This window comes from Streptomyces poriticola, assembly GCF_036689765.1.
In the GTDB taxonomy this organism is placed as follows: Bacteria; Actinomycetota; Actinomycetes; order Streptomycetales; family Streptomycetaceae; genus Streptomyces; species Streptomyces poriticola.
Genome location: NZ_JBAGKH010000010.1, coordinates 16,073 through 40,744 on the forward strand (window position 1 = coordinate 16,073; position 24,672 = coordinate 40,744).

At 72.5% G+C, this 24,672-nt stretch carries 22 protein-coding genes and 1 pseudogene; 18 read left to right on the forward strand and 5 right to left on the reverse strand.

Going from position 1 to position 24,672, the window contains the following annotated elements; all coding sequences use genetic code 11:
* Window positions 1-273: 273 nt before the first annotated feature.
* Window positions 274-2,076, reverse strand: coding sequence for a glycoside hydrolase family 15 protein (locus V5O46_RS16120; RefSeq protein WP_332885293.1), 1,803 nt, complete (start codon window positions 2,074-2,076; stop codon window positions 274-276).
* A 554-nt stretch (window positions 2,077-2,630) separates the two neighbouring features.
* On the opposite strand from V5O46_RS16120, the gene V5O46_RS16125 reads away from it, so the two are divergent.
* The 12 genes and pseudogenes from V5O46_RS16125 (at window position 2,631) to V5O46_RS16180 (ending at window position 16,330) form a co-directional block, all read left to right on the forward strand.
* Entirely contained in the window at window positions 2,631-4,280 is a 1,650-nt protein-coding gene (locus V5O46_RS16125; RefSeq protein WP_332885294.1) for a CTP synthase, read from the forward strand.
* Window positions 4,281-4,363: 83 nt separating this feature from the next.
* A complete protein-coding gene (locus tag V5O46_RS16130; RefSeq protein WP_332885295.1) occupies window positions 4,364-4,990 on the forward strand; it encodes an NUDIX hydrolase in 627 nt (208 codons plus the stop codon).
* A 163-nt stretch (window positions 4,991-5,153) separates the two neighbouring features.
* Window positions 5,154-7,190 (forward strand): tetratricopeptide repeat protein, encoded by a 2,037-nt coding sequence (locus tag V5O46_RS16135; RefSeq protein WP_332885296.1) that lies wholly within the window; start codon window positions 5,154-5,156, stop codon window positions 7,188-7,190.
* Window positions 7,191-7,324: 134 nt separating this feature from the next.
* Window positions 7,325-8,449 carry an alanine dehydrogenase gene (gene ald, locus V5O46_RS16140; protein WP_332885297.1) on the forward strand — a complete coding sequence of 375 codons (1,125 nt, stop codon included), beginning with the start codon at window positions 7,325-7,327 and terminating at the stop codon, window positions 8,447-8,449.
* 548 nt (window positions 8,450-8,997) lie between these two features.
* The gene (locus V5O46_RS16145; RefSeq protein WP_408649005.1) at window positions 8,998-9,990 is read left to right on the forward strand and encodes a ParA family protein; all 993 of its coding nucleotides are present in this window, start codon (window positions 8,998-9,000) and stop codon (window positions 9,988-9,990) included.
* Window positions 9,975-10,568: a hypothetical protein gene (locus V5O46_RS16150; RefSeq protein ID WP_332885299.1), complete on the forward strand. Its 594-nt coding sequence runs from the start codon at window positions 9,975-9,977 to the stop codon at window positions 10,566-10,568. Before V5O46_RS16145 ends, V5O46_RS16150 begins: the two co-directional genes overlap by 16 nt.
* Window positions 10,569-10,586: 18 nt before the next feature.
* Window positions 10,587-11,993 carry a segregation and condensation protein A gene (locus V5O46_RS16155; RefSeq protein ID WP_332885300.1) on the forward strand — a complete coding sequence of 469 codons (1,407 nt, stop codon included), beginning with the start codon at window positions 10,587-10,589 and terminating at the stop codon, window positions 11,991-11,993.
* Window positions 11,990-12,670, forward strand: a complete 681-nt coding sequence (gene scpB / locus V5O46_RS16160) for an SMC-Scp complex subunit ScpB (RefSeq protein ID WP_332885301.1) — start codon at window positions 11,990-11,992, stop codon at window positions 12,668-12,670. The genes V5O46_RS16155 and scpB overlap by 4 nt, the downstream gene beginning before the upstream one ends.
* The gene (locus V5O46_RS16165) at window positions 12,670-13,734 is read left to right on the forward strand and encodes a pseudouridine synthase (protein ID WP_332885302.1); all 1,065 of its coding nucleotides are present in this window, start codon (window positions 12,670-12,672) and stop codon (window positions 13,732-13,734) included. The genes scpB and V5O46_RS16165 overlap by 1 nt, the downstream gene beginning before the upstream one ends.
* Before the next feature lie 100 nt (window positions 13,735-13,834).
* Entirely contained in the window at window positions 13,835-14,554 is a 720-nt protein-coding gene (locus V5O46_RS16170; RefSeq protein WP_332885303.1) for an NUDIX hydrolase, read from the forward strand.
* Window positions 14,551-15,573, forward strand: a complete 1,023-nt coding sequence (locus V5O46_RS16175; RefSeq protein ID WP_332885304.1) for an ADP-ribosylglycohydrolase family protein — start codon at window positions 14,551-14,553, stop codon at window positions 15,571-15,573. The genes V5O46_RS16170 and V5O46_RS16175 overlap by 4 nt, the downstream gene beginning before the upstream one ends.
* 3 nt (window positions 15,574-15,576) lie before the next feature.
* Window positions 15,577-16,330: pseudogene (locus V5O46_RS16180) on the forward strand (nucleotidyltransferase domain-containing protein).
* Here the strand turns inward: V5O46_RS16180 and V5O46_RS16185 are convergent.
* Window positions 16,256-16,999, reverse strand: coding sequence for a nucleotidyltransferase domain-containing protein (locus V5O46_RS16185; protein ID WP_332885305.1), 744 nt, complete (start codon window positions 16,997-16,999; stop codon window positions 16,256-16,258). The pseudogene V5O46_RS16180 and the gene V5O46_RS16185 overlap by 75 nt on opposite strands.
* A 21-nt stretch (window positions 17,000-17,020) precedes the next feature.
* Entirely contained in the window at window positions 17,021-17,452 is a 432-nt protein-coding gene (locus tag V5O46_RS16190; protein ID WP_332885306.1) for a Rieske (2Fe-2S) protein, read from the reverse strand.
* A gap of 342 nt (window positions 17,453-17,794) precedes the next feature.
* Here V5O46_RS16190 and aroH point away from each other — a divergent pair, with 342 nt between their 5' ends.
* The 5 genes from aroH to der all read left to right on the forward strand — a co-directional run bounded on the left by aroH (window position 17,795) and on the right by der (window position 22,255).
* On the forward strand, window positions 17,795-18,157 hold the full coding sequence (aroH, locus tag V5O46_RS16195) for a chorismate mutase (protein ID WP_332885307.1): 363 nt from the start codon (window positions 17,795-17,797) through the stop codon (window positions 18,155-18,157).
* Window positions 18,154-19,239: a prephenate dehydrogenase gene (locus V5O46_RS16200; protein ID WP_332885308.1), complete on the forward strand. Its 1,086-nt coding sequence runs from the start codon at window positions 18,154-18,156 to the stop codon at window positions 19,237-19,239. Before aroH ends, V5O46_RS16200 begins: the two co-directional genes overlap by 4 nt.
* A 112-nt stretch (window positions 19,240-19,351) precedes the next feature.
* A complete protein-coding gene (gene cmk / locus V5O46_RS16205) occupies window positions 19,352-20,047 on the forward strand; it encodes a (d)CMP kinase (RefSeq protein WP_332885309.1) in 696 nt (231 codons plus the stop codon).
* Window positions 20,044-20,697 (forward strand): lysophospholipid acyltransferase family protein, encoded by a 654-nt coding sequence (locus V5O46_RS16210; protein WP_332885310.1) that lies wholly within the window; start codon window positions 20,044-20,046, stop codon window positions 20,695-20,697. Before cmk ends, V5O46_RS16210 begins: the two co-directional genes overlap by 4 nt.
* Before the next feature lie 76 nt (window positions 20,698-20,773).
* Window positions 20,774-22,255, forward strand: a complete 1,482-nt coding sequence (gene der, locus V5O46_RS16215; RefSeq protein ID WP_332885410.1) for a ribosome biogenesis GTPase Der — start codon at window positions 20,774-20,776, stop codon at window positions 22,253-22,255.
* Between the two features lie 77 nt (window positions 22,256-22,332).
* Here der and V5O46_RS16220 read toward each other — a convergent pair whose 3' ends face one another.
* Together V5O46_RS16220 and V5O46_RS16225 are read right to left on the reverse strand one after the other, a co-directional pair.
* Window positions 22,333-22,599: a hypothetical protein gene (locus tag V5O46_RS16220; RefSeq protein WP_332885311.1), complete on the reverse strand. Its 267-nt coding sequence runs from the start codon at window positions 22,597-22,599 to the stop codon at window positions 22,333-22,335.
* A gap of 73 nt (window positions 22,600-22,672) precedes the next feature.
* On the reverse strand, window positions 22,673-23,458 hold the full coding sequence (locus tag V5O46_RS16225; RefSeq protein ID WP_332885312.1) for a hypothetical protein: 786 nt from the start codon (window positions 23,456-23,458) through the stop codon (window positions 22,673-22,675).
* Window positions 23,459-23,991: 533 nt separating this feature from the next.
* Between V5O46_RS16225 and V5O46_RS16230 the strand changes: the two genes are divergently transcribed.
* Window positions 23,992-24,666 (forward strand): transglycosylase family protein, encoded by a 675-nt coding sequence (locus V5O46_RS16230; protein WP_332885313.1) that lies wholly within the window; start codon window positions 23,992-23,994, stop codon window positions 24,664-24,666.
* Window positions 24,667-24,672 lie beyond the last annotated feature (6 nt).

The window sequence follows — 24,672 nt, forward strand, 5'->3', positions numbered from 1 at the left end:
GATGCGTAGCCGCGGCGGACTCGCCCACCGCTGCCCGACGTCGTCGGCCGAGGGCGCGTCCCCCGTCCCCGTGCCCCGAGTCCGCCGCACCGCCCTGACGGACGGCCCGCGGCCCCCGGCCGCACCCGCACCCGCAGCTCCGGGCCCGGGTTCACAGGCTCATGCGGGCCGATACCGGCGGGCGACGCCCGCACCGCGGCCCGCTCCCGTCGGCTGCAGGGGACGCCCCACCTCGCGGGGGCGCTCCCGCCGGCTCACACAGGTGCGGGCGCCCTACCCCCCGTAGGCCCCCGAAGCAGTCAGGCGCAGGGCCGTGTCGATCAGGGGGACGTGGCTGAAGGCCTGCGGGAAGTTGCCGACCTGGCGCTGCAGGCGCGGGTCCCACTCCTCGGCGAGCAGGCCGAGGTCGTTGCGGAGCGACAGCAGCTTCTCGAAGAGCTTGCGGGCCTCGTCGACCCGGCCGATCATCGCCAGGTCGTCGGCCATCCAGAAGGAGCAGGCGAGGAAGGCGCCCTCGTCGCCGGGGAGGCCGTCGACGCCCGCGTGCTCGCCCTCCGTCGGGTAGCGCAGGATGAACCCGTCCGGCGTGGACAGCTCCCGCTGGATCGCCTCGATGGTGCCGATGACCCGCTTGTCGTCCGGTGGCAGAAAGCCCATCTGCGGGATCAGCAGCAGCGATGCGTCCAGCTCCTTGGAGCCGTAGGACTGCGTGAAGGTGTTGCGCTCCTTGTCGTAGCCCTTCTCGCACACGTCCCGGTGGATGTCCTCGCGCAGCTGCTTCCACCGCTCCAGCGGGCCGTCGGCGTCGCCGGACTCGATCAGCTTGATGGTGCGGTCGACGGCCACCCAGGCCATCACCTTGGAGTGCACGAAGTGCCGGCGCGGGCCACGCACCTCCCAGATGCCCTCGTCCGGCTCCTGCCAGTGGTCCTCCAGGTAGCGGATCAGCTTCAGCTGGAGCAGCGCGGCGTAGTCGTTGCGGGCCAGGCCGGTCATGTGGGCCAGGTGCAGCGCCTCGGTGACCTCGCCGTACACGTCCAGCTGGAGCTGGTGCGCCGCACCGTTGCCGACCCGGACCGGCGCGGAGTTCTCGTAGCCGGGCAGCCAGTCGAGCTCCGCCTCGCCCAGCTCCCGCTCGCCCGCGATGCCGTACATGATCTGCAGGTTCTCCGGGTCGCCTGCGACCGCGCGCAGCAGCCACTCGCGCCAGGCGCGGGCCTCCTCGCGGTAGCCGGTGCGCAGCAGCGAGGACAGGGTGATCGCGGCATCGCGCAGCCAGGTGTAGCGGTAGTCCCAGTTGCGTACGCCGCCGATCTCCTCCGGCAGGGAGGTGGTGGGTGCGGCGACGATGCCGCCGGTCGGGGCGTAGGTCAGGGCCTTCAGGGTGATCAGGGAGCGGATCACGGCCTCCCGGTAGGGGCCGTGGTACGTGCAGTGCTCCACCCACTCGCGCCAGAAGTCCTCCGTCGCCTCCAGCGACTGCTCCGGCTCCGGCAGCGGCGGCGGCTCCTTGTGCGAGGGCTGCCAGGAGATGGTGAACGCGATCCGGTCACCGGGGGCGACGGTGAAGTCCGCGTAGGTGGTCAGCTCCTTGCCGTAGGTCTCGGCAGGGGTGTCGAACCACACGGAGTCCGGGCCCGCCACCGCGACCGTGCGCCCCTCGTGCCTGTGCACCCACGGCACCACCCGGCCGTAACTGAACCGCATCCGCAGCTCCGAGCGCATCGGCACCCGGCCCGAGACTCCCTCCACGATCCGGATCAGCTGCGGGGCGCCGTCGCGAGGCGGCATGAAATCGGTCACGCGGACCGTGCCGCGCGGGGTGTCCCACTCCGACTCCAGGATCAGCGAGTCCCCGCGGTAGCTCCGGCGGGCCGCTGCCGGGGGCTCGTTCCCCGCCGCGAACGCCGGCCCCAGCCGCCACAGCCCGTGTTCCTCGGTGCCCAGCAGACCGGCGAAGATGGCGTGCGAGTCGAAGCGGGGCAGGCACAGCCAGTCGACTGTCCCGTCCCGGCAGACCAGCGCGGCGGTCTGCATGTCTCCGATGAGTGCGTAGTCTTCGATGCGCCCGGCCACGTGCAACTCCAGTCGAACGGCCACGTCACCCCGCAGGGGGGCGGTCGCTAGTGCGGTCAAGGGGTGTCATGCGTGTTGTCCTGCGTCGTTGAGCGACGAAGCAAAGCAGTCGCCCTGCCGTGCGGCCAAACTCGGTGATGCCGAACGACAATTCTTGCTCAACGAACTGACGAGCTCTTGTTGTTCCGGTGCCTACGGACGGGGGGTGGTGCCGTGCGGCCGGCGGGCTCGGCAGCGAATGTCCGAGCAGGATACGACGCACGTAGATGATCTGTGGGCCGCTCCGGGCAACGCAACGGGGCCGAACGAGTGAGCACCGGGGGAGAAACCGGTGACCCGTGCGTGTCCGTACCGGAACGTGCGCGCAGCGTGGCCGGAAGCCATCCCTCCCAGGCGCTGATACGCTGGTAGCCCGTGGACCGGTGGGCCCCCTTCCCCGAAGGGGAAAAGGAATCAGGGCACCCCCGAACCGCAGCGACGGCACCACCCCGGATCCCTCCGGCCGGCTGCCGCAGCGCACTCCAGAACGCGACCACGGGAGCCCCCTCTTGGCCATGCCGCCCAAATCTTCGACGACCAAGCACATCTTCGTCACCGGGGGTGTCGCCTCCTCTCTCGGCAAGGGGCTGACGGCATCCAGCCTCGGCATGCTGCTCAAGGCGCGGGGTCTGCGCGTCGTGATGCAGAAGCTCGACCCGTACCTCAATGTCGACCCTGGCACGATGAACCCGTTCCAGCACGGTGAGGTGTTCGTCACCAACGACGGCGCCGAGACCGACCTGGACATCGGCCACTACGAGCGGTTCCTCGACCGCGATCTGGACGGCTCCGCCAACGTCACCACCGGCCAGGTGTACTCCACGGTGATCGCCAAGGAGCGCCGCGGCGAGTACCTGGGCGACACGGTGCAGGTCATCCCGCACATCACCAACGAGATCAAGCACCGCATCCGCCGGATGGCGACGGACGAGGTGGACGTGGTGATCACCGAGGTCGGCGGCACCGTCGGCGACATCGAGTCGCTGCCGTTCCTGGAGACCGTCCGCCAGGTGCGGCACGAGGTCGGCCGCGACAACGTGTTCGTCGTCCATATCTCCCTCCTTCCCTACATCGGTCCCTCGGGCGAGCTGAAGACCAAGCCCACCCAGCACTCGGTCGCCGCGCTGCGCAACATCGGTATCCAGCCGGACGCCATCGTGCTGCGCTGCGACCGCGAGGTGCCCACCGCGATCAAGCGGAAGATCTCCCTGATGTGCGACGTCGACGAGGCCGCCGTCGTCGCCTGCCCCGACGCCCGCTCGATCTACGACATCCCGAAGACCGTGCACGGCGAGGGCCTGGACGCCTATGTGGTCCGCAAGCTGGACCTGCCCTTCCGGGACGTGGACTGGACGACCTGGGACGACCTGCTCGACCGCGTCCACAAGCCCGAGCACGAGATCGTCATGGCCCTGGTCGGCAAGTACATCGACCTGCCGGACGCCTATCTCTCGGTCACCGAGGCCCTGCGCGCCGGCGGCTTCGCCAACCGGGCGCGCGTCAAGATCAAGTGGGTCACCTCGGACGACTGCAAGACCCCGGCCGGCGCCAAGGCCCAGCTCGGCGACGTCGACGCGATCTGCATCCCGGGCGGCTTCGGCGACCGCGGCGTGCTCGGCAAGGTCGGCGCCATCAGGTACGCCCGCGAGAACAGGATCCCGCTGCTCGGCCTCTGCCTGGGCCTGCAGTGCATCGTGATCGAGGCCGCGCGCAACCTGGCCGGCGTCTCCGACGCCAATTCCACCGAGTTCGACCCGGCCACCGGCCACCCGGTCATCTCCACCATGGCCGAGCAGCTCGACATCGTCGCCGGTGAGGGCGACATGGGCGGCACCATGCGGCTCGGCATGTACCCGGCGAAGCTGGCCGAGGGCTCGATCGTGCGCGAGGTGTACGACGGCAAGGAGTACGTCGAGGAGCGCCACCGCCACCGCTACGAGGTGAACAACGCCTACCGCGCGGACCTGGAGAAGAAGACCGGCATCGTCTTCTCCGGCACCTCCCCGGACGGCAAGCTCGTCGAGTACGTGGAGTACCCGCGCGACGTCCACCCCTATCTGGTCGCCACGCAGGCCCACCCGGAGCTGCGCTCCCGCCCGACCCGCCCGCACCCGCTGTTCGCGGGGCTGGTGAAGGCCGCGGTGGAGCGGAAGAGTTCGAAGTAACACACCAGTTGTACGGTGGCCGGGGTGCAAACCTTCACCAGGTGCGCACCCCGGTTCTCTTTGCGCATGTGGAAGGGCAGGGCATGACCATCAGGGACACCTCCGAGGAGTGGGAGATCCGGGCGACGCAGACCCCCTTCGTGGGAAACAAGACCTCGGTCCGCACGGACGACGTGGTCATGCCCGGCGGCGTCGTCGTCACCCGCGACTACCAGGTCCACCCTGGCTCCGTCGCCGTCCTCGCCCTCGACGACGCCGGCCGGGTGCTCGTCATCCGCCAGTACCGCCACCCCGTGCGGCAGAAGCTGTGGGAGATCCCGGCCGGCCTGCTCGACGTCCCCGGCGAGAACCCGCTGCACGCCGCCCAGCGCGAGCTGTACGAGGAAGCGCACGTCAAGGCCGAGGACTGGCGGGTGCTCACCGACGTGTACACCACCCCCGGCGGCTGTGACGAGGCGGTACGGATCTTCCTCGCCCGGGAGCTGTCCGAGGCCGAGGGCGAGCGCTTCGAGGTCGAGGACGAAGAGGCCGACATGGAGCTGGAGCGGGTGCCCGTGCCGGACCTGGTGCGCGGTGTGCTCGCCGGCGAACTGCACAACAACTGCCTCGTCGTCGGCGTGCTGTCGCTGGTCGCCGCCGAGCGGGGCGACGGACTCGACGCGCTGCGCCCCGCTCACGCACCGTGGCCGGCCCGTCCGTTCGAGGCCTGACCCGCGCCCCGGCCCCGGTCGGTGTGACCATCGGCTGATCCGATCGGGCGATGTGCCCGCCGCGCTCCTCACCGAACGTAGCGAGCCGTGAACTAGGCTCGGGAAACGCCCGAACCGGAGTTCCGGCGGGTGCCGGTGTGCGGTGGGATCGGGAGTGTGGCCCGTGACGGATCAGGCGGTGGACACGGACGGTGTACGGCTGTCGGACGACGCGCTGGAGGAGAGTCGGTTCCTGGGCCGCACCCGGGAACTGAAGGAGCTGTGCGCCGACATCGAGCGGGCCGGCCTCGACACCCTGTCCGGGCGCAAGGCCCCCCGTGCGCGCGTGCTGCTCATCGCGGGCCGGCCCGGCTCCGGCCGCACCGCACTCGCCGAGGAACTCGCCGCCCGGCTCGCCGACCGCTATCCCGACGGGGTGCTGCGGGCCCGGCTGAGCGAACCCGACGGCACCCGGGTACCGGTGGCCGACCTGGCCCGGGAACTGCTCGCCGCGCTGGACCGCCCCTCCCCGCCCGGCGCCGGGGAGGACGACCTGTGCCAGGAGCTGCGGACCGCTCTCTCCGGGCGCCGGGCCCTGCTGCTGCTCGACGACGCCGCCGACGCCGAGCAGGTCGACGCGCTGCTGCCGGACGCCCCGGACTGCCTGGCCGTCGCCGTCGCCCGGGGACCGCTGACCGGGATCGCGGACGTCCGCCCGTGCACCCTGGGCGGCCTCGACACCAAGTCCGCGGTGGAGCTGCTGGCCCGGGAGATCGGCTCGGTCCGGATCACCGTCGATCCGCGCGCCGCCGAGTCCCTGGCCGAGGAGTGCCAGGCGCAGCCCGCCGCCCTGGCCCTCGCCGCCGGATGGCTGGCCGCCCGCCCCAAGGCGGCCGTCGCCGACGTCGCCCGGCATCTGCACGCGGAGGCCGCCGGCGAGCAGCCCGGGACCCCGGTGGCCCGCGCCCTGCGGCTCGTGCACGGCTCGCTGCCCGCCGCCGCGGCCCGGATGCTCCGACTGCTCTGCCTGGCCCCGGCCGGCCTGGCCGATCCGCACACGGCCGCCGCGCTGGCCGGCTGCTCGGTGAACGGCGCCCGCGGCACCCTGGACGACTTCGTCGCTCTCGGGCTGCTGCGGGCCGTGGACTCCCCGCTGCCGCAGTACGTGGTCCCCGGCTGTCTGCACCCCCTGCTCGCGGACCTCGCCGAGCGGCGGGACCGGCCCGCCGAGCTGCAGCTCGCCCGGGCCCGGATGCTGGAGCGGTACGTCCGGCTGCTGCAGTCCTGCCGGGCGATCACCGAGACCGACAGCCCGCAGGCCCGCGAGAAGCTCCGCGACATGCCGCGCAGCCTGCGCTTCCCCAGCCCCCGGGCCGCCGCCGACTGGCTGCGCATCCGCCGGCCCGCCCTGCTGGCCGCCGCCCGGATGGCGGTGGCCGACGGGGAGCTGGACACCCTCGCCCGGCGGCTGATGTCCCAGCTGGTCCGTGCCATGGTCGCGCACTTCGGAACCCAGGCCGCGGCCCCCGATCTGTACGGCATCCACCGGCTCGTCCTCGATGTGGCCGAGCGCCGGGACCTGCCCCGCGAGCAGGCCGCCGCCCTGCTGAACCTCGCCGACCTGGACGCCCGGACCGGCCGCACCACCGAGGCGCTGGCCCGCTACCGGGCCGCGCTGGACGCCGGACGCCGCGCGGACGACCCGTACGCGACCGGCCGTGCGATGGAATCCGTGGGCGGCGCCCACCTGGAGCTGGGTGACTGGGACCGGGCCGCCGACTGGTTCGGCCGGGCCCTGGCCGAGCGGCTGGCCCGCGACGAGCGCGCCGACGCGGCCCGGCTGTACGGGCGGATCGCCGGCGCACACACCTACGCGGGCCGCTACGGCGAGGCGGTGCGGGGCTGGCGCGCTGCGGTCGCCGGCCATCGCAGGACCGGTGATGTGGCCGCCCACGCGCGCGCGTTGAGCGAGCTCGCCCGGGTCCAGGAGTACGCCGGCCGGCCCGCGGAGTCGCTGCGGACCTGCCAGGAGGCGGTCGACTGGGCGCGCCGGGCGGAGGACGTGCGACTGCAGGCGGCGCTGCATCTCAGGCTGGCCGACACCCTGGACCGCCTCGGCGACCCGGCGGGGGCCGCCCTGGAGCGCGGCGCCGCCGATCGGATGCTGGAGGAAGATCGACGTAACGCCTGCGAAATCCGCAGTGCATCCGGCCAAGATTAATGCTTTGAAAGGCTAGACAGCGGGAACACCTTCATTAGACTGGCTCTGCCGCACGTTCTCCTGCGGTCTCTCCCGGTGTGCCCGTGTATGAGCGGGTATTCCTTGTAATAGCCCCATCGTCTGAGCCAAGGACCGTGATCGACGTGAAGGTCGGCATTCCCCGCGAGGTCAAGAACAACGAGTTCCGGGTGGCCATCACCCCCGCCGGCGTGCATGAGCTGGTGCGCCACGGTCACCAGGTCGTCATCGAGCGCGGCGCCGGAGTCGGCTCCTCGATCACCGACGCCGAGTACATCGCCGCCGGTGCGGAGCTGCTCGACACCGCCGACGAGGTCTGGGCCACCGCCGACCTGCTGCTGAAGGTCAAGGAGCCGATCGCGGAGGAGTACCACCGCCTCCGCAAGGACCAGACCCTGTTCACCTACCTGCATCTGGCCGCGTCCAGGGAGTGCACGGACGCCCTGCTGGAGTCCGGCACCACCGCCATCGCCTACGAGACGGTCGAGCTGGCCAACCGCGCGCTGCCGCTGCTGGCCCCGATGTCCGAGGTCGCGGGCCGGCTGGCCCCGCAGGTCGGCGCCTACCACCTGATGCGCGCGGCGGGCGGCCGCGGGGTGCTGCCGGGCGGCGTCCCGGGCGTGACCCCGGCCAAGGCCGTGGTCATCGGCGGCGGCGTCTCCGGCTGGAACGCCACCCAGATCGCCGTCGGCATGGGCTTCGAGGTGACCCTGCTGGACCGCGACATCAACAAGCTGCGCGAGGCCGACCGGATCTTCGGCACCAAGGTCAAGGCCATCATGTCCAACTCGTTCGAGCTGGAGAAGGCCGTCCTCGACGCCGACCTCGTGATCGGCGCGGTGCTCATCCCCGGCGCCAAGGCCCCGAAGCTGGTCACCAACGAGCTGGTCTCCCGGATGAAGCCGGGAAGTGTCCTTGTCGACATCGCGATCGACCAGGGCGGCTGCTTCGAGGACTCCCGTCCCACCACGCACGCCGAGCCGACCTTCAAGGTCCACGACTCGGTCTTCTACTGCGTCGCCAACATGCCCGGCGCGGTGCCGAACACCTCCACCAACGCCCTCACCAACGCCACGCTGCCGTACATCGTGGAGCTGGCCGACCGCGGCTGGACCGAGGCGCTGCGCCGCGACCCGGCGCTGGCCCGGGGCCTCAACACGCACGACGGCAAGGTCGTGTACAAGGAGATCGCCGAGGCGCACGGCCTGGAGTACGTGGACCCGGCCGCCCTGCTCGGCTGACCGCCGGAGGTCGTCACATCGGCCAAGTCATCAACAGGTAAAGGCGATACGTCAACACCAATCGTCAACGCCGTCCGCCCGGCCGGACCTTGCCCGACAAGGTCCGGCCGGATGTGTGTATGGTCACTTTGCGATTCTCGGCCAACTCGCCTCGAACGTAACGCTTCAACCGATTCGCGCACCGGTGAAACCTGCTGTGCGACGGCCGTACGCCCTTGACAGAGGGATGTTTCATTGCCGACACATCGGGCCGGGTCCGGCGGATTGTGTTGCTGCGGACGCCCGACACGCCATAGAGTCGCCAACCGTCGGCATGGTGCCACGCTGACCTGTCTAGAAGTTCCCTGGTCCCCAAGGAGGTAAGACGACTTGTGAATGAGTCGACATTTACTCCCGGGGGTGGGCAACCAGGAACGCCGACCCGGGTCCCGGGCCCCGGGCGGTACGAGGCTGTCGGCTCCGTAGCGGTACGCACCTTCGCAGCCCACCACAGTCCGCAGGACACTCAGACAGCACACCAGAGCATGGATGGCCAACACGTGAACGCCATGGCCGGCGACGGAAGTGGCGCGCCCCGCAACCACTTCGCCGACTACGACGAACTGCCCGAGGGGCACTTCTACGACCCCGACGCGGAGTACGAGCCCGATCCCGAGTACGCGGCCACACTCGCGCCCGACGCGGCCCGCCAGCGCCGCGAGCGCATCGGCCCGACGGGACGCCCGCTGCCGTACTTCCCGATCCCGGGCCCGCTGACCGACCACGGTCCCGCGAAGATCATCGCGATGTGCAACCAGAAGGGCGGCGTCGGCAAGACCACGTCGGCCATCAACCTGGGCGCCGCGCTCGCGGAGTACGGGCGCCGCGTACTGCTCGTCGACTTCGACCCGCAGGGCGCGCTCTCGGTCGGCCTCGGCGTCAACCCGATGGAGCTCGACCTCACCGTCTACAACCTGCTCATGGAGCGGGGCATGGCGGCCGACGAGGTGCTGCTGAAGACCGCGGTCCCCAACATGGACCTGCTGCCCAGCAACATCGACCTGTCCGCGGCCGAGGTGCAGCTGGTGAGCGAGGTGGCGCGGGAGTCCTCGCTGCAGCGCGCGCTGAAGCCGCTGCTGCCCGACTACGACTACATCGTGATCGACTGTCAGCCCTCGCTCGGCCTGCTCACGGTCAACGCGCTGACCGCCGCGCACAAGGTGATCGTCCCGCTGGAGTGCGAGTTCTTCGCACTGCGCGGCGTGGCACTGCTCACCGAGACCATCGAGAAGGTCCAGGAGCGGCTCAACCCGGAGCTCGAGCTCGACGGGATCCTCGCCACGATGTACGACTCGCGCACCGTGCACAGCCGCGAGGTGCTCGCAAGGGTCGTCGAGGCGTTCGACGACCACGTGTACCACACGGTCATCGGGCGAACGGTCCGCTTCCCGGAGACCACGGTGGCCGGAGAGCCGATCACCACCTACGCCTCCAACTCCGTCGGTGCCGCCGCCTACCGCCAGCTCGCCAGGGAGGTGCTCGCCCGGTGTCACGCCGAGTGAGTCTGCCGGGGGCCGACGAACTCTTCCGTACGACAGGGGGCATGGCACTGCAGTCGTCCACCCCGCGACGCCAGGCCAACGGCGAGGCCCGGGTGCCGGCGCCGGCGGGGGAGAGCGACCGGACGGCCGCCGCCGAGGAAGCGCCGCAGTCGGTGCCCGCCCAGGACGGCGACGGCGAGGGCGCCGAGCATGCCGCCGCGGCGGACGCGGCGGAGCCCGCCGGGTCCGGTGAGTCGCGCAGCCGGGGCGGCGAGCGCTCCGCGCGCCGGGCAGCAGCCGCCCGGGCGGGCGCGCAGGAAGGTTCTGCCGCGGGTGCCGCCGCCGCTCAGCCCCGAAAGCGCGGCCGGGCCGCCGGCCGCCGCCCCAGCGGCCGTGAGCGCCACGACGAGAAGATCACCGTGTATGTCTCCGCCGAGGAGCTCATGGATCTGGAGCACGCGCGGCTGGTGCTCCGGGGCGAGCACGGGCTCGCCGTCGACCGCGGCCGGATCGTCCGGGAGGCGGTCGCCGTCGTCCTCGCCGACCTGGAGACCCGCGGGGACGCCAGCATCCTCGTACGCCGGCTGCGCGGGCGGTAGCGGTAGCCTGCGGGGGCCATGACCTCGTACGACGCCCCCCGCCCCGCCGGCCGCAGGCGCACCCTGGGCAGAGGACCGGGGACCGCGCCCCCCGAACCGGCGCCGCCGGTCGCCCCGCCGGAGCATCTCGCTCCGGCGCCCCCGGACCCGGCCCCGGAGCCCGAACCCGCGGCACCCACGGCGGAGCCGATGCCGGAGCCGGATGCCGCGCCGCTGCGGGATCCCGGCGCCGCAGGTGCGCCGACGAGTGCGCCGGAGTCCGCCGCGTCCCGGCCCGCTGCCGGATCGGCGGGCCCGCCCGGACCGGAGACCGGGGACAGGTCCGAGCCGGAGACCGCCGCGGAGCCCGTCCTGGAAGCCGGGGTCACATCCGCTCCGGAGGCCGGGGACGTGCCCCGGGCGGACGCAGGGGAGAGGCCGGACCCGGACGCCCCGGCGGTCGACGCGCCCGGTGCCGCGCGCCCCTCGCCGAGCAGCTCCGGGCAGGGCAGCGACGGCGCGGCCCGGTCGGTCCCCGCGCCGGAAGCCGTGACCCGACGGGTCGCCGGTCCCGGGTCCGGGGCGGGGCCCGCAGACGGGGGCTCGGCGCCACCAGGGGACGCGGAGGCCGGCGAAGGGGGCTTCAAGGTCCGGCTGGCCAACTTCGAGGGGCCCTTCGATCTGCTGCTCCAGCTGATCGCCAAGCACAAGCTGGACGTCACCGAGGTCGCGCTGTCCAGGGTGACCGACGAGTTCATGGCGTACATCAGGGCGCTGGGACCGGACTGGGACCTCGACGAGACCACCGAGTTCCTGGTCGTCGCGGCGACGCTGCTCGATCTGAAGGCGGCCCGGCTGCTGCCCGCCGCCGAGGTGGAGGACGAGGCGGACCTGGCGCTGCTGGAGGCCCGCGACCTGCTCTTCGCCCGGCTGCTGCAGTACCGTGCGTACAAGCAGATCGCGGAGATCTTCAGCCGGCGGCTGGACGCCGAGGCCCGCCGCTACCCCCGTACCGTCGGACTCGAGCCGCATCACGCGGAGCTGCTGCCCGAGGTGGTCATCAGCATCGGGTCCGAGGGCTTCGCCAGGCTCGCGGTGAAGGCGATGCAGCCCAGGCCCGAGCCGCAGGTGTACGTCGAGCACATCCACGCCCCCCTGGTCAGCGTGCAGGAGCAGGCCGCGGTCGTGGTCGCCCGGCTCAAGGAGCTGGGCGAGGCTCCCTTCCGGGACCTGGTCGCGGACACCGACGACACCCTGACCGTCGTCGCCCGCTTCCTGGCCCTGCTGGAGCTCTACCGGGAGAAGGCCGTCGCCCTCGAGCAGGAGGCCGCCCTCGGCGAGCTGCTGGTGCGCTGGACCGGCGGGGAGGGCGATGCCGCGCCGATGGTGACCGACGAGTTCGACCGGCCGCCCGAGGCGCCGAAGGAGGAGGAGAACAAGCCGTGAGCCAGGAAGCGACTCTCGAGCCGCCGGCCGGCGGTCCGCCCGCCGTCGCCGAGCTCGAGCTCAAGCCCGCCCTCGAGGCGGTCCTCATGGTGGTGGACGAGCCCGCGACCGAGGAACTGCTCGCCAAGACGCTCCAGCGGCCCCGGCGGCAGATCGCCGACGCCCTGCGCGAGCTGGCCGACGAGTACACCGTCCAGCGCCGCGGCTTCGAGCTGCGGCTCGTCGCGGGTGGCTGGCGCTTCTACACCCGGCCCGAGTACGCAGCCGCCGTCGAGGGCTTCGTCCTGGACGGCCAGCAGGCCCGGCTCACCCAGGCCGCGCTGGAGACCCTCGCCGTGGTCGCCTACCGTCAGCCGGTCAGCCGCAGCAGGGTCTCCGCGGTGCGCGGCGTGAACTGCGACGGCGTGATGCGCACCCTCCTGCAGCGGGGTCTGATCGAGGAGGCGGGCACGGAACCCGAAACAGGTGCGATCCTGTACAGGACGACGAACTACTTCCTGGAACGGATGGGCCTGCGCGGTCTGGACGAGCTCCCGGAGCTCGCCCCCTTCCTCCCGGAGGCGGAGGCGATCGAGGCCGAGACCCAGGAAGGCGTGCCGTCGTTCGACCCGGACGCCCCGGACCCGGACGACGGCCCGGCGACGACCATGCCTGACACGACGACGACGGAACTTTGATGCGAAGCAGCGGCAGCGGCAAGAGCGGCGGGCGCGGTAACCACCGCGGCGCCGGCAACAACAGGGACCAGAAGCAGGGCGGCCAGGGCCGGCCCCGCAAGCCCCGCCCCGAGGAGCGCCGCTACGACGTGGGCCCCGGGGCGACGAAGGACGGCCCCCGGTCCGGGCGCGGCGGCGCGGCCCGCGGCGGCGCCAAGGGCGGGCCCAAACAGTCCCAGCAGCGAGGACGCACGGCCCCGGCCCGCTCCCGCGAGTACGAGACCCGGGCCGAGGAGCGCAACCGCGAGCGGTACGCCGGGAAGAAGGACATCAGGCTGCCCAGGACGTTCCCCGGTGCCGAGCAGGAGGGCGAGCGGCTGCAGAAGGTCCTCGCGCGCGCGGGCTACGGCTCCCGGCGGGCCTGCGAGGAGCTGATCGACCAGGCACGGGTCGAGATCAACGGCGAGATCGTCACCGAGCAGGGCCGGCGCGTCGACCCGGAGAAGGACGAGGTCAAGGTCGACGGCCTGACCGTGGCGACCCAGTCGTACCAGTTCTTCGCGCTGAACAAGCCCGCCGGCGTGGTGTCCACCATGGAGGACCCGGAGGGGCGGCAGTGCCTCGGTGACTACGTCACCAACCGCGAGACCCGGCTCTTCCACGTCGGCCGGCTGGACACCGAGACCGAGGGTGTCATCCTGCTCACCAACCACGGCGAGCTGGCACACCGGCTGACCCATCCCAAGTACGGCGTGAAGAAGACCTATCTCGCGCACATCGTCGGCCCGATCCCGCGCGACCTGGGCAAGCGACTCAAGGACGGAATCCAGCTGGAGGACGGCTACGCGCGCGCGGACCACTTCCGGGTGGTGGAGCAGACCGGCAAGAACTACCTGGTCGAGGTCACCCTCCACGAGGGCCGCAAGCACATCGTGCGGCGCATGCTCGCGGAGGCCGGCTTCCCGGTCGACAAGCTGGTGCGCGTCGCCTTCGGACCGATCACCCTGGGCGACCAGAAGTCGGGCTGGCTGCGCCGCCTGTCGAACACCGAGGTCGGGATGCTGATGCAGGAGGTCGACCTCTAGTCGCCTGATTGCCTGGTCGGCCCTGATCGGCCGCCGAGGGTTGCCGTTCCGGACCACCCCCTTTTATAGTCGTGATGACTATAAAAGGGGGTGGTGGCGCGTGCAGGGGTACGACAAGCACACCTACGAGCCGTTCGCGGTCACCGTCGACCTGGCCGTCCTCACCCTCCGCGCGGGCGCGCTGCACGTTCTGCTCGTGGAACGCGGGCAGGAGCCGTACGCGGGCCACTGGGCGCTGCCCGGCGGGTTCGTGCAGCCGGACGAGTCGGCGGAGACGGCGGCCCGGCGCGAGCTGGCCGAGGAGACCGGCCTCGCGGACGTGACCGGACTCCGTCTGGAACAGCTGCGCACCTACAGCGAACCCGACCGCGACCCCCGTATGCGGGTGGTGTCCGTCGCCTTCACCGCGCTGCTGCCCGACCCTCCCGAGCCGCACGCCGGCACCGACGCGGCCGAGGCCCGCTGGCAGCCGTACGACTCCGCCGCCGGACTCGCCTTCGACCACGACCGGATCCTGGCCGACGCCCGCGACCGCATCGGCGCCCGGCTGGAGTACACCTGCCTGGCCACCGCCTTCTGCCCGGCCGAGTTCACCCTCGGCGAGCTCCAGCAGGTCTACGAGGCCGTGTGGGGCGCCTCCCTGGACCGGCCGAACTTCCGGCGCAAGGTGCTGGCCACCCCCGGCTTCGTCGAACCCGTCCCGGGCGCCGCGCGGCTGACCGGCGGCCGGGGCAAACCGGCGGCCCTCTACCGCGCCGGGACCGCTGTCGCCCTGCACCCGCCCCTGCTCCGACCGCCCCGGGAAGGACACTACGCATGACCACGAGCATCCCCGCCAAACGCGCCGCCGCAGGCGCCCTCACCGGCCTCGCCCTCGGCGACGCCCTCGGGTTCCCGACCGAGTTCAGCGACGTCCCGGCGATCCTCGCCAAGTGCGGTCCCTGGCGGGAGATACGGCTGCCCGCGCCCGCGATCGTCACCGACGACACCCAGATGACGCTGGCGCTGGGACGGGGACTGCGGACCGCGATGGACCGGGGGGTGCTCGGGCCGAAGCGGATGGAGCGGCCGGTGCGCGAGGAGTTCGTGGACTGGTACCGATCACCGGAGAACAACCGTGCGCCGGGCCGGACCTGCCTCACCGCCTGCAGCCTGCTCGAGGACGAGAACCGCCGGTGGCAGGACGCCTCGCAGATCGGCTCCAAGGGCTGCGGCGCCAACATGCGGGTCGCGCCGATCGGCCTCGTCCCCGGCCTGAGCGACGAGCAGCGCGCGGGCGCCGCCCAGCTGCAGTCCGCGCTCACCCACGGCCACCCCACGGCGCTGGCCGCCTCCGATCTCACCGCGCACGCCGTACGGCTGCTCGCCACCGGCGCCGAGCCGGCCGGCCTGGTCGGACGCCTGCGGTCGTACGCCTACGACAACCGCACCCGCTACCACGAGCGCTGGCTCGGCGATCTGTGGAGCCGCGCCCAGGACCCCACCCCCGAGCACTTCATCGCCCGCGGCTGGGACGACTGCCTGGCCGTCCTCGACCGGCTGCAGCACGCCGTGCGCACCGTCTCGCCCGAGACCGACCCGTGTCTGGCCACCGGCGAGGGCTGGATCGCCGAGGAGGCCCTCGCGACCGGGCTGCTCTGCTTCCTGCTCTTCCCCGGCGAACCGCTCACGGCACTGCGGCGGGCCGCCTGCACCTCCGGCGACTCCGACTCCATCGCCTGCCTCGCGGGTGCCTTCGCCGGCGCCCACCTCGGCGCCGACGCCTGGCCCGCCGACTGGGCCGACCGCATCGAGTACCGGGGCGACCTGCTGGCCCTCGGCGCCCTCTGGGACGCTTGAGCGATGATCGACGCCCTGGATCTCGACCTGGCCCCGGTGGTGGCCGGACAGCCCGATCCGGTGCTCTTGGCCACGGTCTTCGGCGCCCATCTCTACGGGTTCCCCTCCCGCGACCCGGACGTGGACCTGCGCGGCGTGCACCTGCTGCCCGCCGCCGGCCTGGTCGGGCTGCGGGAACCGGAGGAGACGAGGTCGCGCATGTGGGACCGCGACGGCGTCGAGCTGGACCTGGTCACCCACGACCTGCGCAAGTCCGTCCGGCTGATGCTGCGCCGCAACGGCTGTGTACTGGAACAGCTGCTGTCGCCGCTGGTCGTGCACACCACCGACGCCCACCGGGAACCGGCCGCGCCGGCCCCCGGCGTGCTGACCGGCCACCACGCCCATCACTACCGGGGCTTCGCCCGCACCCAGCGGCGGCTGTTCGAGAGGACCGGGGAGCTGAAGCCGCTGCTGTACACCTTCCGTGTGCTGCTCACCGGCATCCCCCTGATGCGCAGCGGCGAGGTGCAGGCCCACCTGCCCACGCTGCTCGGCGAGGTGGACGCCGCGCCCGCCTGTCTGCCGGAGCTGATCGCGGCCAGGGCCGAGCGGGAGCACGGGGCCACCGGTGTGCAGCACGCGCGCGTGCAGGCCGATGTGGAGCGGCTGCACGGCGTGCTGGACGAGGCGCAGGCCCGGGTCAGCGCTTGTCGATGCCCCGACCGCCGGGGACGCCCTGCACGCCTTCGTCGTACGGACCCGGCTGGAGGGCTGAGACCCGGCGGGTGCGGACCAGGAAGTCCTCGACGCGGCGGCGGTCCGGCTCCTCCGGCAGCGGACTGCGGCGGGTGGCCTCCTCGCACTCGGCCGCCAGGCGGGTCATCCGGGAGTCGATCTCGGGCCACGGGACCTCGCCGCGCCTCACGGCGAGCAGGGACGCGCGCATGTCGCCGACGTCCACGGTGAGCGTGCCCGTGCGCAGCAGATCGCGGACGCTGAGCAGCAGCCGCAGCAGATGCATCGCGTGCTTCCAGCGCGGGTCGCCGTGGGCGCGGACGTCGGCGTCCAGCTTGCGGCGCTGGCCGTGCGCGTACCGGGTGAACGTCTCGTGGACCCGGCGGGACAGGAACGCCCCGCGCAGCGCCAGCAGCTCACGGCCGGTGGCGTCGGCGTGCTCCACGACGGGGGAGTGCAAGCACTCGAGGATGTTCGGATCGGCGCGCAGGGCCAGCTCGCAGAAGCGCTCGAGCTCCCAGCTGAACTGCTCCTCGCCCGGCCCCTCGACATGGGTGGGCGGCTTCTCGAACCGCCAGTACAGGGGGGTGGGAGCCAGGAAAACACCCCGCCGGTCGGTGTCGCTGGCCTCCGTCGCCAGACCGAAGGCGCGCGAACCCGTCACGCAGGCGTAGATCGTGTGGTCGCGTACCAGGGTCTCGGGGCGCATGCCGGGAGCGTACGCGGACCGTCAGGTCAGGCTGATCGAATTTCCCTCCACCGTGATCTGCTCCGCGGGCAGCGGCCTCGTGGCGGGGCCCCGCTCCACCGAGCCGTCCGCGATGCTGAACCTGCTGCCGTGACAGGTGCAGTTGATCGTGCCGTCGGAGACGTTCGCCACCACGCAGTTCTGGTGGGTGCAGATCGCGGAGAAGGCCTTGAAGTCGCCTTCCTCGGGCTGGGTCACCACCACTCTCTCCTCGTCGAAGATGGTGCCGCCGCCGACCGGGATCGCGTCGGTCCGTGCCAGCGCCTGCGGGGCGGTCGGGTCCGGGCTGGTGGCCGGCGTCTCGCCGCCACCGTCGCCGTCTCCGCCGCCGTTGCCGCAGCCCGCGGTGAGCGCCGCCGCGCCCGCCGCGCCCGTCGCGAGGAGCACCGTGCGGCGCGTCGCGCTGTGGGTCATGTCGTCACTCCGTGGGGTCGTCACTGGGGGAGAGGGCTCGTCTCCGGGGGCCGCTCTGTGAGAGAGCAGGGGATACCAGGCCGGATACGCATCTTGACACCCGGACACGCTGAATCGGCAGTAATCCGGATGATCGGGTGAAAACGTACCTCGGTTGTACCTCGGTTGTCCCTCGGTTGTCCCTCGGTTGTCCCTCGGTTGTCCTTCGGTCGCCCCCGTGCACGGGTCGCCGGCCGTCTCGGTGACCGGGCGCCGCGCACCCGCCCGCCGCGGGCTGACTAGGCTGGACGGACCAGGAGACCGCATCGACAGACCAGACGCAGGTCAGTGAGGAGCAACACCGTGGCGGTACGAGCGGTGCGCGGCGCCGTCCAGCTGGAACGGGACGACGCGGCCCACATGGCCGAGCAGGTCGCCGCCCTGCTCACCGCCGTCCTGGAGCGCAACGGCCTCGCCGCCGACGACCTGATCAGTATCTGGTTCACCGCCACCCCCGACCTGCACAGCGACTTCCCGGCCGCCGCGGCGCGCGGGCTCGGCATCACCGACGTGCCGCTGATCTGCGCCCAGGAGCTGGACGTGGCGGGCGCCATGCCCCGTGTCGTCCGGGTGCTCGCCCACATCGAGTCCGAGAAGCCGCGCTCGGACATCGCCCACGTCTATCTCGGCGCCGCGGCGGCCCTGCGCAAGGACATCGCCCAGTGAGATCCGCACTTGTCATCGGCACCGGCCTCATCGGCACCTCCGCCGCCCTGGCCCTGACCGGGCGGGGCGTCACCGTCCACCTCGCCGACCACGACCCCGGGCAGGCCCGCACCGCCGCCGCGCTCGGTGCCGGCACCGACGAGACCCCGGACGGCCCCGTCGACCTGGCGATCGTGGCCGCACCGCCCGCCCATGTCGCCGACGTCCTCGACGACGCCCTGCGCCGCGGCCTGGCCCGCGGATACGTCGACGTGGCCAGCGTCAAGGGCGGCCCGCGCCGCGAGCTCCAGGCGCGCGGCCTCGACCTCTCCGCGTACATCGGCACCCATCCCATGTCCGGCCGGGAGAAGTCCGGCCCGCTGGCCGCCACCGCCGACCTGTTCGAGGGCCGCCCCTGGGTGCTGACCCCGACCCGGGACACCGACACCGAGGTGCTCAACCTCGCCCTGGAGCTGGTCTCGCACTGTCGCGCCGTGCCGGTCGTCATGGACGCCGACGCCCACGACCGGGCCGTCGCCCTCGTCTCCCACATGCCCCACCTGGTCTCCAGCCTGGTCGCCGCACGCCTGCAGCACGCCGAGGAGGCCGCCGTACGGCTGTGCGGGCAGGGCATCCGGGACGTGACCCGGATCGCCGCCTCCGACCCCGGGATGTGGATCGACATCCTGTCCGCCAACCCGGGCCCGGTCGCCGACCTGCTCACGGACGTCGGCGCCGACCTGGAGGAGACGGTGCGCGCCCTGCGCGCCCTGGAGTCCGCCGACGGGGAGAAGCGCCGCGAGGGCACGGCCGGCATCGAGGACGTGCTGCGCCGCGGCAACGCCGGACAGGTCCGGGTCCCCGGCAAGCACGGCAGCGCCCCGCGGAGCTACGAGACCGTCGCCGTCCTCATCGACGACCAGCCCGGACAGCTCGCCCGGATCTTCGCGGACGCGGGCCGGGCCGGGATCAACATCGAGGACGTACGGATCGAGCACGCGACCGGGCAGCAGGCCGGTCTGGTCCAGCTGATGGTGGAGCCGAAGGCCGTCACCGTGCTGACCGAGGCCCTGCGCGAGCGGGGCTGGGCGCTGCGGCAGTGATCCCCCGGGACCCGCGGCTGTCGGAGGGGGCCCGGAGAGCCAGTAACCTGGTGCGGGGCGCGTTCGTGTCCCGCACACCACCCACCACACCGCACCAGGAAGGTGTCCCCCCGTGGAAAACGGCGCCGCCCGGACCGCCCCGGCAGTGATTGTCGCCATCGACGGCCCCTCCGGCACGGGCAAGTCGAGCACCTCGAAGGCCGTGGCCGCGCAGCTCGGCCTGAGCTACCTGGACACCGGCGCCCAGTACCGGGCGATCACGTGGTGGATGGTCTCCAACGGCATCGACACCGACGACGCCCACGCCGTCGCCGCCGCGGCCGACAAGCCCGAGATCCTCTCCGGAACCGACCCGGCCCGCCCGACCATCACCGTCGACGGTGTGGACGTCTCCGGCCCGATCCGCACCCAGGAGGTCACCTCCCGGGTCAGCGCGGTCAGCGCGGTGCCGGAGATCCGGACCCGGATCACCGAGCTGCAGCGCACCATCGCCGCCTCCGCCGGGACCGGCATCGTCGTCGAGGGCCGCGACATCGGTACGACGGTGCTGCCCGACGCCGATCTGAAGATCTTCCTCACCGCCTCCCCGGAGGCCCGCGCCGCCCGCCGCAGCGGCGAGCTGAAGGGCGCCGACGTGCACACCACCCGCGAGGCGCTGATCAGGCGGGACGCGGCCGACTCCAGCCGCAAGGCCTCCCCGCTCGCCAAGGCCGGCGACGCAGTCGAGGTGGACACCACCGACCTCACGCTGCCGCAGGTCATCGAGTGCGTGGTCACCCTCGTCGAGGAGAAGCGGGCCGGGAAGTGAGCCTTCCGTCCGTTCCCTCGGAGAGGGGCGCCGAGGTCGGGCGGCGTATCGGCGTCGGCCTGATGTACGGGCTGTGGCGGCCGCGTGTGCTCGGCGCCTGGAGGGTGCCCGCGAGCGGTCCGGTGATCTTCGCGGTCAACCACTCCCACAACGTCGACGGCCCGATGGTCATGGGCGTGGCACCCCGGCCGACGCACTTCCTGATCAAGAAGGAGGCGTTCACCGGCCTGCTCGATCCCTTCCTGACCGGCATCGGCCAGCTGAAGGTGGACCGCAGCACCGCCGACCGCACCGCGATCACCCAGGCGCTGGAGGTGCTGTCGGCGGGCGGGGTCCTCGGGATCTTCCCGGAGGGCACCCGGGGCGAGGGTGACTTCGCCTCGCTGCGTGCCGGGCTGGCCTACTTCGCCGTGCGCAGCGGTGCCCCCGTCGTGCCGGTCGCGGTGCTGGGAAGCTCCGGGCGGCGCGGACGGCTGATCAAGGGGCTGCCTCCGCTGCGCTCCCGCATCGACGTCGTCTTCGGCGACCCCTTCGCTGCGGGCGACGGCAGCGGACGGCGCACCCGCAAGGCCCTGGACGAGGCCACCGAACGCATCCAGAAGCAGCTCACCGCGCACCTGGAAAACGCCAGGCGGCTCACCGGCCGCTAGGCGACACTTGAGTAGTGGATCACCCGAAACCTGGGGTGGGCCACCGATCACCACGATGAACGAGGTACCGATCTTCATGAACGACCACATCCACTCCGGCGGCTCGGGCGAGGAGCACGACCACGGGGCGCTTGGCGACGCCGAGTACGCGGACTTCATGGAGCTCGCCGCGGAAGAGGGCTTCGACCTCGAGGAGGTCGAGGACGCCATCGAGGCGGCCGGGCACGGCCCGCTGCCCGTCCTCGCCGTGGTCGGCCGCCCCAATGTCGGCAAGTCGACCCTGGTGAACCGGATCATCGGCCGCCGCGAGGCCGTCGTCGAGGACAAGCCCGGCGTCACCCGCGACCGGGTCACCTACGAGGCCGAGTGGGCCGGCCGGCGCTTCAAGGTCGTCGACACCGGAGGCTGGGAGCAGGACGTCCTCGGCATCGACGCATCCGTGGCCGCACAGGCCGAGTACGCGATCGAGGCGGCCGACGCCGTCGTGTTCGTGGTGGACGCCAAGGTCGGCGCGACCGACACCGACGAGGCCGTCGTCCGCCTGCTGCGCAAGGCCGGCAAACCCGTCGTGCTCTGCGCCAACAAGGTCGACGGCCCCAGCGGCGAGGCCGACGCGGCGTATCTGTGGTCGCTGGGGCTCGGCGAGCCGTACCCGGTCTCCGCGCTGCACGGCCGCGGCACCGGCGACATGCTCGACCAGGTCCTCGCCGTGCTGCCCGAGGCGCCGCGCGAGACGTTCGGCGGGGCCGGAGTCGGCGGTCCGCGCCGTATCGCACTGATCGGCCGCCCCAACGTCGGCAAGTCCTCGCTGCTGAACAAGGTGGCCGGCGAGGAGCGCGTGGTCGTCAACGAGCTCGCGGGCACCACCCGCGACCCGGTCGACGAGCTGATCGAACTCGGCGGCGTCACCTGGAAGTTCGTCGACACCGCCGGTATCCGCAAGCGGGTCCACCTCCAGCAGGGTGCCGACTACTACGCCTCGCTGCGCACTGCCGCCGCCGTGGAGAAGGCGGAGGTCGCCGTCGTCCTCATCGACGCCGCCGAGTCGATCTCGGTGCAGGACCAGCGGATCATCACCATGGCCGTCGAGGCGGGCCGCGCGCTGGTGCTCGCGTACAACAAGTGGGACACCCTCGACGAGGAGCGCCGCTACTACCTGGAGCGGGAGATCGAGACCGAGCTCGGTCAGGTGACATGGGCGCCGCGGGTGAACGTCTCGGCGTACACCGGCCGGCACATGGAGAAGCTGGTCCCGGCGATCGAGACCGCGCTGGCCGGCTGGGAGACCCGGGTGCCCACCGGGCGGCTGAACGCCTTCCTCGGCGAGCTGGTCGCCGCCCACCCGCACCCGGTGCGGGGCGGCAAGCAGCCGCGCATCCTGTTCGGCACCCAGGCCGGTACCAGGCCGCCGCGGTTCGTGCTCTTCGCCTCCGGCTTCATCGAGGCCGGTTACCGCCGCTTCATCGAGCGCCGGCTGCGCGAGGAGTTCGGCTTCGAGGGGACCCCGATCCACATCTCGGTGCGGGTGCGCGAGAAGCGCGGCGCGAGGAGGAAGTAGCCCGGCGCGGGGAAGAGACGGCAGGAGGGCGGTCCCGGCCGGGACCGCCCTCCTGGTGTGTCCGCCCTCCTGGTGGGTCAGAGGCCCCTGCGCGGTGCGGGCGGCAGCGCCGCCGGGACGTGCAGACCTCCGTACCGGCGGGCGCTGTGCGCCCCCGCGCTGTAGGCGCTGTACGAGCCTCTGGCGCCCGGGATGCTCCGGAACGCGGTGAACCCGAGCTGCTCCTCTCCGCTGCGGTCACCCGGCAGCGAGCGGAACGACTTGACGTACTCGGCGTAGAGCGTGTCGTAGATCGGCGTGGCCGATGGGCCGCCCTGGCGGTGGAAGGCGTCGTATGCGTGCACGTATGTCAAACGACCCCGAACGGGAAGGGATGCGGTCGGGCGCCGCGCGCGGCGCGGGGCGGTCGGCCGGGGCTCACGTCCCCGCCAGCGGCAGCGCCGCCGCGACCAGCCGGCCGTTCGCCGCAGCCTTGTCCAGCGCCTCCCGCAGCAGGTCCTCCCGGGGCTGCCGACCGATCGAACCGACCGGGGCGGCGAACATCAGCACCTGCTGGTGCTTGTTGGCCGCGGTGCGCCAGCCCTCGGTGACCTGCAGCGGCTGGTGCGCCTGCCACCAGGCCACCGGCTGGCCGCCGTCCTGGCCGGGCTGGAGGACCGCGTGCAGCCGGCCCATGGCGAGCAGCACGGACCAGCCGTGCAGCACCTGCGGCGCCGCGGACAGGTCGGAGAGCGGCAGGAAGCCCTGCTCGATCAGCAGCGGCAGGAAATCGTCACCGGCCTCGCCGTTGGTACCGGGCCGCGCGATGGGCGCGGTCGGCTCCACGACCAGGGCCGGGTGCAACTCCCCGGAGATCAGGACCAGTCCGCTGGTCACGCCGAGCACCGCCTGCTCGGGCACGACCTTGTCGGGCTCCAGGTCGACGGTGTCGCCGCTGATGGAGCGTACGGCCCCCTGGAGCTGTTCCTCGGTGACCTTGACGACCTGCGAGGGCAGGCAGCCGGCGTGGGCGAAGGCGAGGACGGCGGTCTCGTCCCCGATGAACAGGACGGTGCTGGTGCGCTCCTGCTCGGAGTCGCCCGGGGTGCGGCAGGACGTGCAGTCGTAACTGCCCGGGGCGGTCTCTCCGGCGAGCAGGCGGTCGGCTTCTTCGTCGCCGATCTCGGCGCGTACCTCGTCGCTGACGTCGAGCATGCGCGGCACGGGTGGCTCCTCGGGATGCGGTGCGTGGCGAGGCCGGGTGGATCCCGGCTCGTGGTCCGGGACAATCCCCGGCTCATGAAGAAGACAACGGCCGTCTGTGGCGGGAGTCACGCCCCACGGCGAACGGAATCGAACCGTCGGGCGCGGACGGTCACCTGTCGGACGGAATCGCGCACTCACCGTCAAGTACCGTGTGATCAGCGGCCGTTGGGTCGGTGAAGTGGGTCACAGCGGGTCGCGGCATCCGGTCGACAAATCCGGAAATCACGGCATGAAGCGGGTGGCGGGAAATCATCGTTACCTCGGGTAACCGCGAACTGGCCTGCGATGTCCGGGGGTTGGTTGATCCCCGGGGCGCGCGGTCCCTAGATTCCTCGGCCGTGTGCAGAGAGCACCGCTCGGGTACGTCCGCCCGCACCACTCCGGCTCGCACCACGGCCGCACGGCGGACGGGGCGGAGCGTGGCGAACCGCGTCGTGTGCGCGGGGAGCGCGCCCCGCCCGGGGGACCCCGGGCGCGTCGAGAGGATCTCCATGTCCGAGTGTGCCGATACCACCCGAACCACGCCGTCCACCGGCAGCGGTGCCCGCTACAGGGCCCGGACGACAGCCCTCCTGGCCGGCGCGGCCCTGCTCGTGCCGCTGGGGCTGCTCACCGCCACCGGCACTGCCGGGGCGGCCGACAGCGGCGTGTGGGACCGCATCGCCCAGTGCGAGAGCGGCGGCAACTGGCACATCAACACCGGCAACGGCTACTACGGCGGACTCCAGTTCGCCGCCTCCACCTGGCGCGCGTACGGCGGCACCGCGTACGCGCCGACCGCCGACCGGGCGACCCGGTCCCAGCAGATCGCCGTGGCGACCAAGGTCCAGCGGGCGCAGGGCTGGGGCGCCTGGCCGACCTGTTCGCAGCGGGCCGGAGCGTACGGCAGCGCACCGGCCGCGGGCGGCGGCTCGGCGAAGCCGGCCCCGCCCGAGCGGCAGAAGGCGCCGACGGCACAGGCACCGGCGGCGGCGTCGGCCGAGGCGCGGCGGAGCCACACCGACCGCGGGGCCTCCCGCGGCGACTACACCGTCCGCGCGGGCGACACACTGAGCGGTATCGCCGCCCGCCACGGGACCACCTGGCAGCGTCTGTACGCCGCCAACCGGGCGATGGTGGGCGGCGATCCCGACCTGATCGTGCCCGGGCAGCGGCTCCGGCTCTGAGCCCGC

What these genes read in the sequence shown, in the direction of transcription:
- V5O46_RS16125 (WP_332885294.1), top strand. Translation starts at nt 2,631, where the DNA reads ATGCCGCCCAAATCTTCGACGACCAAGCACATCTTCGTCACCGGGGGT.
- V5O46_RS16130 (WP_332885295.1), top strand. Translation starts at nt 4,364, where the DNA reads ATGACCATCAGGGACACCTCCGAGGAGTGGGAGATCCGGGCGACGCAG.
- V5O46_RS16145 (WP_408649005.1), top strand. Translation starts at nt 8,998, where the DNA reads ATGGCCGGCGACGGAAGTGGCGCGCCCCGCAACCACTTCGCCGACTAC.
- V5O46_RS16155 (WP_332885300.1), top strand. Translation starts at nt 10,587, where the DNA reads ATGACCTCGTACGACGCCCCCCGCCCCGCCGGCCGCAGGCGCACCCTG.
- V5O46_RS16165 (WP_332885302.1), top strand. Translation starts at nt 12,670, where the DNA reads ATGCGAAGCAGCGGCAGCGGCAAGAGCGGCGGGCGCGGTAACCACCGC.
- V5O46_RS16175 (WP_332885304.1), top strand. Translation starts at nt 14,551, where the DNA reads ATGACCACGAGCATCCCCGCCAAACGCGCCGCCGCAGGCGCCCTCACC.
- V5O46_RS16185 (WP_332885305.1), bottom strand. Translation starts at nt 16,999, where the DNA reads ATGCGCCCCGAGACCCTGGTACGCGACCACACGATCTACGCCTGCGTG.
- V5O46_RS16190 (WP_332885306.1), bottom strand. Translation starts at nt 17,452, where the DNA reads ATGACCCACAGCGCGACGCGCCGCACGGTGCTCCTCGCGACGGGCGCG.
- der (WP_332885410.1), top strand. Translation starts at nt 20,774, where the DNA reads ATGAACGACCACATCCACTCCGGCGGCTCGGGCGAGGAGCACGACCAC.
- V5O46_RS16230 (WP_332885313.1), top strand. Translation starts at nt 23,992, where the DNA reads ATGTCCGAGTGTGCCGATACCACCCGAACCACGCCGTCCACCGGCAGC.